At 64.3% G+C, this 8,403-nt stretch carries 8 protein-coding genes and 1 riboswitch; of the genes, 2 read left to right on the top strand and 6 right to left on the bottom strand.

Annotation, left to right across the window (positions count from 1 at the left end):
- Positions 1-6: 6 nt before the first annotated feature.
- From glyA to Q0O95_RS12075, 5 genes are all read right to left on the bottom strand, one after another.
- Positions 7-1,338 (bottom strand): serine hydroxymethyltransferase, encoded by a 1,332-nt coding sequence (gene glyA, locus Q0O95_RS12095; protein ID WP_293699021.1) that lies wholly within the window; start codon positions 1,336-1,338, stop codon positions 7-9.
- Positions 1,339-1,373: 35 nt separating this feature from the next.
- A riboswitch (ZMP/ZTP riboswitch) is annotated at positions 1,374-1,453 on the bottom strand.
- A gap of 45 nt (positions 1,454-1,498) precedes the next feature.
- Positions 1,499-1,912 (bottom strand): hypothetical protein, encoded by a 414-nt coding sequence (locus Q0O95_RS12090; RefSeq protein WP_293699018.1) that lies wholly within the window; start codon positions 1,910-1,912, stop codon positions 1,499-1,501.
- Between the two features lie 33 nt (positions 1,913-1,945).
- Positions 1,946-2,545: a TetR/AcrR family transcriptional regulator gene (locus Q0O95_RS12085; RefSeq protein ID WP_293699015.1), complete on the bottom strand. Its 600-nt coding sequence runs from the start codon at positions 2,543-2,545 to the stop codon at positions 1,946-1,948.
- 251 nt (positions 2,546-2,796) lie between these two features.
- Entirely contained in the window at positions 2,797-3,645 is an 849-nt protein-coding gene (locus Q0O95_RS12080) for a hypothetical protein (protein WP_293699011.1), read from the bottom strand.
- A 255-nt stretch (positions 3,646-3,900) separates the two neighbouring features.
- The gene (locus Q0O95_RS12075) at positions 3,901-5,100 is read right to left on the bottom strand and encodes an MFS transporter (RefSeq protein WP_293699008.1); all 1,200 of its coding nucleotides are present in this window, start codon (positions 5,098-5,100) and stop codon (positions 3,901-3,903) included.
- 39 nt (positions 5,101-5,139) lie between these two features.
- On the opposite strand from Q0O95_RS12075, the gene purU reads away from it, so the two are divergent.
- A complete protein-coding gene (gene purU / locus Q0O95_RS12070; RefSeq protein ID WP_293699005.1) occupies positions 5,140-5,988 on the top strand; it encodes a formyltetrahydrofolate deformylase in 849 nt (282 codons plus the stop codon).
- Between the two features lie 8 nt (positions 5,989-5,996).
- On the opposite strand, the gene Q0O95_RS12065 is transcribed toward purU, so the two are convergent.
- Positions 5,997-7,010, bottom strand: coding sequence for an MsnO8 family LLM class oxidoreductase (locus Q0O95_RS12065; protein ID WP_293699002.1), 1,014 nt, complete (start codon positions 7,008-7,010; stop codon positions 5,997-5,999).
- Positions 7,011-7,143: 133 nt separating this feature from the next.
- Between Q0O95_RS12065 and Q0O95_RS12060 the strand changes: the two genes are divergently transcribed.
- Positions 7,144-8,403, top strand: a 1,260-nt coding sequence (locus Q0O95_RS12060; protein ID WP_293698999.1) for a lamin tail domain-containing protein, incomplete at its 3' end; no start/stop codon positions are given.

Raw genomic sequence — 8,403 nt, 5'->3', positions numbered from 1 at the left:
TGGCAGTCATCGAGCAACGCTGGAGTGCAGTTCGTGCACCGGCGCCGGCTGACCGCTCGGGCCAACGCCCGGATACAGCGGCAGATCTGCCGCGAGCTTCTGCACTCGGGCACGCAGCGCATCCAGGTCGGCTCCCGGCTGCAGCGCGAGCGCGATGACGTCGGCGACCTCGGTGAACTCCTCGTCGCCGAAGCCGCGCGTAGCAAGTGCCGAAGTGCCGATGCGGAGGCCGCTGGTCACCATGGGCGGGCGCGGGTCGTTGGGGACGGCGTTGCGGTTAACGGTGATGTTGATCTCGTGCAGGAGGTCCTCCGCCTGCTTGCCATCGAGCGCTGCATCGCGCAGGTCGACCAGCACGAGGTGCACGTCCGTTCCACCGGACCGAACGGTGATGCCCGCCTGCGCAACGTCATCCTGCTGCAGGCGATCCGCGAGGATGGCCGCGCCGCGAACGGTGCGCTCCTGACGTTCCTTGAATTCGGGCTCTGCCGCGAGCTTGAAAGCGGTCGCTTTCGCCGCGATGACGTGCATGAGCGGCCCACCCTGCTGGCCCGGGAACACGGCCGAGTTGAGCTTCTTCGCAATGTCATCCTCGTTCGTGAGAATGAAGCCGGAGCGGGGGCCGCCGATGGTCTTGTGCACGGTTGACGAGACGACGTGGGCGTGCGGGACGGGGCTCGGGTGGATGCCAGCGGCTACGAGGCCGGCGAAGTGCGCCATGTCGACCCACAGGTACGCGCCAACCTCGTCTGCGATCTCCCGGAAGGCGGCGAAGTCGAGCGTGCGAGGGTATGCGCTCCAACCGGCGACGATGACCTTCGGCTTGTGCTCGTGCGCGAGGCGACGCACCTCATCGAGGTCGACGCGGCTCGTCTCCTGGTCGACGCCGTAGGCGACGATGTTGTAGAGGCGGCCGGAGAAGTTGATCTTCATGCCGTGTGTCAGGTGGCCACCGTGGTCGAGCGAAAGGCCGAGGACGGTGTCTCCTGGGCGAGCGATCGCGTGCAGTACTGCGGCGTTCGCGGTTGCGCCCGAGTGCGGCTGGACGTTCGCGTGCTTCGACCCGAAGAGGTCCTTGGCGCGCTGAATGGCGAGGCGCTCGGCCACATCGACGTGCTCGCAGCCACCGTAGTAGCGGCGACCGGGGTACCCTTCCGCATACTTGTTGGTCAAGACGCTGCCGGCTGCTTCGAGCACCGCAACCGGCACGAAGTTCTCGCTGGCGATCATCTCGAGGTAGTCGCGCTGACGGTTCAACTCGTTCTCGAGTACCTCAGCGATTTCGGGGTCGACGATAGCGAGTGATTCGTTGAACGTCGAGGGCAGGCGATCAGACATGGTTCTCCTTGCGGATCAATATCTACCAAGCGGCAGAGAGTGGCCCAGGCGCGCGACCGGTTAGTGCTGCCGCTCCCCGGTGGTAACCACCTCAGCGCCAGTTGCGGCAGATTCCATCGTAGCGACTCGACCCGCGAAACGCAGTGTCTGCGCGGAACTGTTATAGGGCCGCGATTCCGGCGGTGAGCAGACCGGCCCCGGCTCCCACAACTCCTGCGGAAAGGGATGCCGCTCCCGCGTAGATCGACCAGCGCCAGCCGTTCCTCCGCTGCGGATCTTTGCCGATGACCGAGAGGAAGAACCCGAGCGGCATCAGGATGGCCGCCACGAGCACTCCCGTGCCGAGCGTGTCCGCCCAGGCCGGGACTCCCTCCTGCTGTGTCAGGAGCCGTACGACGAGGCCAAGCGTGACGAGCATCCCCGCGTGGGCGTGACCGGCTCGGAAGGAAGATTTCTGGAGTGCGTTCGTGGGCACGTCGCCCGAGAAAACACGCAGGAGGAACGTGCCACCGTAAGCGATGCCGACAACGGTGAACAGCACGATGCCGCATGAGATAAGTGCGCTAGGAGACATGACTGGGACCCTCTCGTAATCGATGTGTATTCGCTAGTCGGCAGCTGGGGGCTCGAGGAGACGCCCGGCCCGTCGGGCGAGATCGATGACGTCGACCTCGCCCATGGCCTCTCGCAGCGTTCCCTCATCGAAGACACCGGCAAGGGCGAGCTGCGCGATGCCGTGCATCATTCCCCACCCGGCGACAAGAATTGGCACGGTGGACTCTCGCTCTCCGGCACCGCCGAAATCGTCGCTGCCTCTTTGCAGGAGTGAGAATGCTCGCCGGCTCGCTTCGCGAAGAGCGTGGGCGTCGTAGTCGAGCAGCTTCGGTTCGAACATCACCGAGAAGTGCGCGGGATGCTCGAGCGCGAACCGCAGGTAGGCGATACCGAGATCGAGAAACTCCCCTTCGTCGCGAACCTTCAAGAGCGCTTCGGACAGGAGATCGAAGCCTTCGGCGGCGAACGCCGATAGCAGCCCTGTCCGTGTTCCGAAGTGATGACCGACCGCGGTGTGACTCACACCGACGTCGGTCGCCAAACCCCTGATCGTTACGCCTGCGGCACCGCGTTCGACGATGACCACGGCCAAACGGTCAAGCACCGATCTGCGCAGGGATCCGTGGTGGTAGGGAGTCGTAGATTCGTTCACATGTTAATCTTGCCACCGGCAACTTTCCATTGTCAAGTTCAGCACGCCGCGGTTTGATGATGCACTCGCACAAGGCCGCATGGCTTTCGATCAGTCGCTTCTCGACCCCTAGTGCTTCTTTTTTACAAAGAAGCGGCAAAAAGTAAGCGGTTGAGAACAATTCGCAAGAAAAGAAGCAGTTCGAACCGGGTCGACTGTCGAAACCGACAGGACGTTACGCTCACCAGCACCGTGCGGCAGGAGGCCTGCTCTCAGGAGTCCTGCACGATACTCGGCCGACCTTGACGAAGCAGAATGCGGATGACCTCGATCGTTTCGTCGAGTCGGTGCACAACATCCGCGTATCCGAATCGATGCCATCTGTATCCGTCTCGAACAAGCTGCGTGTTGCGTCGGCGGTCCCTGCTCGCTTGCTTCCCCACATCGTGGAACTCCGAACCATCGACCTCGATGCACAGCCATCCGTCGATCACCAAGTCCAGCCGGCCCCCTCGATACGACACCTGGATCTGCACACACCATCCCTCGTCCTCGCAGGCCACCCGCAGTATGCTCTCGGTGCCGGCTTCCGCGTCACCGTTGACCCGATCAAGCCATTCACGACAGCGGGCGGGGAGCCGGCGACGCAACGCTTCGAGCCCCGCGGAATTCAGTGCCCGACGATGCAGCGCACTGTCCACTGTCGCGATCACATCAAACCGATCCGCTCTACGGCAATACTGCACCAGCGCGTCCAGCACTGTAACGCGCCAGGGTGCAGAGGGATCCACCCGGAATTCCGACTGCACGCGTTGAACATCAGGCTCCAGCGGTCCGAGGTGAGCCTTGCGTTTTACCGCGACTACGTGGAGTCCGCTCTGCGTGACCCAGATGCCGTACGACTGCAGTGCTGCGGCGCCTCCGACAAGGCCCCTGTGCTCGAGCGCGGTACGGATTCGCGAGTCAGCATCCGGCAGTACCAGCCACTTGCGACCCACCGCGAGTACGATGCCGGCCCTCACTGCCTTCGACAGCGCCTTCGATGTATACCCGAGAGCTTTCAAGCGGTCGCGCGGCGCGGCTCCTCCCAGTCCACGTACGTCGTCAATGAGTCGCTGCATGCCACCCAGTGTGAGAGCTCCTCCACTCGCCGCGCCCGGTCCCTGCCCACCGCTGTGGAGAAATCTGACTGTTAGGCGCGAATTCCGCAGACAGACGGGACGGCAACCGGCAGGTCGTCAGGAGTTCGCTTCATCTCACGAAATGCTTCTTTTTTACTCGCGAAGCGGCAATTTCGAAGCAGTTCAGCACAATCAACGAAAAAAGAAGCGGGTGAGTTCAATAGCTCGCTGAATACGCGTAAACTCAACGTCTCGCTAGCGGCGAGCGGTCGCCGCCATGAGGACGATCGCCGCGACCGCGCCGATGGCGAGCGCCCAGGGCAGCGCACCGAATCCGAAGGCGAGGATGATGCCGGTGCCGAGGAGCGCTCCTCCTCCGATGCCGATGTTGAAGCCGGTCGTGTACCAGGCCATCGCCTGCTGCAGCCACCTCGTCGGCGTCGCCTGCATCATGCGCGTCTGCAGCAGCGGCGGGACGGCACCGAACGCGAGGCCCCACAGCAGCACGGCACCGATGACGAGCGGCAGAACATCGACCGCGACCAGGACGACCATGGCGACGGCGATCGCAGCAAGGCACACGATGGCCTCCAACGTCGGCCGTTTCCCGAACCAGATCGAGAGAGCGAGTACGGCGACGGCACCGAGCACGCCGTAAATCAGCAGCACCGGGCTCAGCCATACTTCCGGCAGCCCACCCTGGTGCACGAGGTACGGGGTGATGTGCGTGTACACGGCGTACTGTCCGATCATGACGAGCGTGACAGCGACGATCGCGGCGACGACGGGTCCCAGGGTTCTCGCACGTCGTGTCGAACGCCCTGGAACATCCCCCGGAACAACCTCCACCGGACCGGTCTGTGCGACGACGTCATCCGCAAGGTGATCCACGCGCGGCAGGAGGCGCCACACGACGACGGATGCAATGAGCGACAGGAGGCCGAACACCGCAAACGTCCAACGCCAGCCCACGACCTGCCCCAGCAGCGTCGCAAGCGGAACACCCAGCACGAAGGCGAACGATCCGCCAGAGTTCACGATGGCGACGGCTCGCCCCAGCGCCTCCTTCGGCACCAGGTAGGCGGCGTACGACCCGACGACCGCCCAGAACACTCCGTGCGCAAGGCCACCGACGATCCGCATCGCGACGATCGCCCAGTACCCCGGCGCGATGGCGACGGCCAGCGAAGAAAGCCCGAAGATGATCAGGACTCCGATCACGAGCATGTGACGCGGAATCCGCCTCGTCAGCCAGATCAGCACTGTCGATGTGAGGACGACCGTGAATGCGAACACCGTCACGAGCAGACCGATGGTTTCCTCGCCTACCCCGAGATCCCTGCTCATCGGCAGCATGAGCCCCATGGGCAGCATTTCGACCGTGATGTTCACGAAAATCGTGAACGACAGGGTCAGAAGCGCCGCCATCGGCATTCGCTTCGCACGGGTGGGCATCGTTCCAGCATAGATCGCCGGGCCGGATACAATGAGCCGATGGCCGCTCATCATTGGATTCTATCGTTCGCCTGCGACGACCGCCCCGGTATCGTCCACGCGATCTCGGGTGCGATCGTCTCCTGCGGAGGCAACATCACGGAGTCGCAGCAGTTCGCGTCGTCGACCGGCCGGTTCTTCATGCGGCTGCAGGTGCAGGCGGACGCGCCCCGGATCGACTTCGAACGCCAGCTCGGCCCCGTCGTCGATCACTTCGATATGCAGTGGCAGCTCGATGATGTCGGTCGTCCCTTACGCACGCTCGTGCTCGGGTCAACGGCCAAGCACTGCGTCAGCGATCTCTTGTTCAGGCAGCGGGAGGGACAGCTGGAGATCGACGTTCCGCTGCTGCTGGCGAACCACGAAACGCTGCAGCCCATCGCGGCCTTCTACGGCATCCCCTTCGAGCATCGATCCGTGACCGACGAGGCGTCGAAGCGCGCGATGGAGGCGCGCATCCTCGAGGTCGTCGAATCCGAGGACATCGAACTCGTGGTGCTCGCTCGCTACATGCAGATCCTCTCTCAAGACCTCTGCGAAGCGCTCGCCGGTAAAGCAATCAACATCCACCACTCGTTCCTCCCCGGCTTCAAGGGCGCGAACCCCTACCGGCAGGCGCACGATCGCGGTGTCAAGCTCATCGGTGCGACAGCGCACTTCGTGACGTCCGACCTCGACGAGGGCCCGATCATCGAACAGGACGTCGTCAGGGTCGACCACTCGCAAACGACCCGCCAGCTGCAGCAGATCGGTCAGGATGTCGAATCGCGCACGCTGACCCGTGCCGTGCGCTGGTTCGCTCAGCACCGTGTTCTTGCGGACGGCGACCGCACGGTGATCTTCCGGTAGGCACCGCGTCAGCGCCGGCGTTCGTCGCCCGCCCTGGTCATTGCAGCAAGCGCCGCATCCGTCTCGGCACGACCATCGAGGTCCCACATGGCGTTGGTAACCATGAGCTCGTCGACTCCCGTACGTTCGACGAGTGACTGCAGACGGCGAGCGACATGGTCGCGAGTGCCGTAGACGACTCCCGTCAGTCCCCGTTCGATACGCGACCGCTCTCGGTCGCTGAGCGCGTTCTCGTCCAGAGCCGAGGCGGACCTCAGGGGATCGAACACTCCCGTCGAGCGCGACATGACAAGCGACCAGATTTCTGGCAACGCCAGTGCACGGGCCGCGGACTCGCTACCGGCGACCGCGACCTGTACGGAGAGGATCACGTACGGGACCGAGTGAGCAGCGGAGGGCCTGAAGCCGTGCCGGTACGCTGCTGCGGCCTGAGCCATCGCGTCCGTTGCGCCGGCGGGGCCGCCCAGCACCAGGCCCATGCCCTGTTCGGCCGCGAATGGCGCTCGGCCGCCTCCTGTGAGCACGAAGAGCGGCGTCGATCCGACAGCACGCGGCTGCATCGTGATGCTCGCTGTGCCCGCGAGGTAGTCGCGCACCTCGCGAACATCCCGTTCGAAGTCCCCGCGATCGTCGATCTCCTGCCGCAGAGCACGCCGCACCGCAGCCGTGAAGCCGAGTGAATTGCCGAGCCCGACATCGATCCTGCCCGGATGCATCGCTTCGAGCGTGCTGATGTGCTCAGCGGTCACGAGTGGCGGACGGGAGGGCACCATGAAGCCCCCTGCACCCACTCGGATGCGCGAAGTCGCGGACGCCACGGCCGCCATCAACACCGCCGGCGCGGAGCCCGCGATACCCGGGACGGCGTGGTGCTCCGCCACCCAGATCCGCGGAAGACCGAGCGACTCGAGTCGCTCGGCACGCGATACGACGCGATGGAGCGTGTCCGTGGCGTCTTCTCCGACGCGCTGGTTCGCTCTGTCCAGCACTGCAACGGGCACGGTGATCACAGCGGCGGACATGTGCCCAGTTTGCCAGGCGTCCGAGGCGCCCGTGACGGTCGGTTCATCCACCGTTCACCGACCGCATCATTCGTAGTCACTCTTCGGCAATAGGTTCTGGACGTTCCCGCTGTCCCCTCGCAGAAAGCGTCTCATGAACCGTCCTGTATCCCTGCTCGCTTCGGCGACTGCCGTTTCACTGTTGGGAGGCGCGGCGCTGTTCGCGCCGACGGCTGCGGCCGGCGCCCTCCCGCTCACTCAAGCCGACCATCCTTCCGGTGTTGTCATCAACGAGATCCATTCGCAGGGAGGGCCCTTCGACTGGATCGAACTGCTCAACACCTCGAACACAAGCGTTGATCTGTCTTCGTGGTCGTTCACCGACGACGACCTCGATCGCGACTACGCCGTCATCGCAGACGGGACCGTACTGGAGCCCGGCGACTACCTCGTGTTGGAGGAGGAGACGGACTTCGACTTCGGTCTGGGCGGCGGCGACGCCGTCAACCTCTTCGACGACGAAGGTATCGCCGTCGATGCGCACGAGTACCCCTCGCACGCCGGGGCCGGTCTCACGTGGGGACGCCTGCCGAACGGCGCCGGCGAGTTCACGCTGACTGCCCCGACTCCCGGAGAGGCGAACCGGGAGGCGGAGGAAGAGGAGCCGGTCGAAACCGTCGATTCACCCATCGTGATCAACGAGGTCGAGTCGAACGGCGACCCCGTTGGCGACTGGGTCGAGCTCGCGAACACCGACGGGGAGAACAGCGTCGACATCTCCGGATGGTCGATTCTCGACGACGACGATTCGCACGATCCGATCGTCTTTCCAGAAGGAACCTCCATCGAATCGCACGGATATTTCAGCATCTACACCGACACCGACGACGATGGCTTCGGGCTGGGCGGCAACGACTCTGTGCGTCTGTTCGACGCGGACGGCGAACTCGTCGACATCACCACCTGGGACGGACACGCTGCAACCACCTGGGGGCGCATCCCCGACATGACGGGCGAGTTCGAAGTAACGGGAGAACCGACCCGCAACATGCCCAACATCCCCGCCGGAGAGCAGGAGCCCGTCAACTCGCAGCCCTGGCTCTGGCCCGTCGAGAGCATCGCGACCGCGGACGAGCCGAATACGTTCGACGGTGACATCTCCGGCGCCGATTTCGACGAGAACGGCCTTGCCTACGTCGTGCACAACGGTGACGGACACCTGTACGTGCTCGACTTCGACGAGGTGGGAGCAGCGAATGTTCTCGATTCCTATCAACTGCGCTACCCCGACGGTACGGGGATTCCGGATGCGGAGGGCGTGACCGTCGGAGAGGACGGCGCGATCTTCGTCGCAACCGAGCGAAACAATGATGCAAGCAGCGTCAGCCGCCCGTCCGTGCTCCGGTTCGAGCTG

Origin of the sequence: uncultured Agrococcus sp. (assembly GCF_945915485.1) — a bacterium.
Taxonomy (GTDB): domain Bacteria; phylum Actinomycetota; class Actinomycetes; order Actinomycetales; family Microbacteriaceae; genus Agrococcus.
Note: the sequence above shows the minus strand (reverse complement) of the source record. Positions and strands in the feature narration are given on the sequence as shown.

Bases quoted from the DNA above. Each gene is read 5' to 3' on its own strand.
- glyA (WP_293699021.1), bottom strand. From the start codon at position 1,338: ATGTCTGATCGCCTGCCCTCGACGTTCAACGAATCACTCGCTATCGTC.
- Q0O95_RS12090 (WP_293699018.1), bottom strand. From the start codon at position 1,912: ATGTCTCCTAGCGCACTTATCTCATGCGGCATCGTGCTGTTCACCGTT.
- Q0O95_RS12080 (WP_293699011.1), bottom strand. From the start codon at position 3,645: ATGCAGCGACTCATTGACGACGTACGTGGACTGGGAGGAGCCGCGCCG.
- Q0O95_RS12075 (WP_293699008.1), bottom strand. From the start codon at position 5,100: ATGCCCACCCGTGCGAAGCGAATGCCGATGGCGGCGCTTCTGACCCTG.
- purU (WP_293699005.1), top strand. From the start codon at position 5,140: ATGGCCGCTCATCATTGGATTCTATCGTTCGCCTGCGACGACCGCCCC.
- Q0O95_RS12065 (WP_293699002.1), bottom strand. From the start codon at position 7,010: ATGTCCGCCGCTGTGATCACCGTGCCCGTTGCAGTGCTGGACAGAGCG.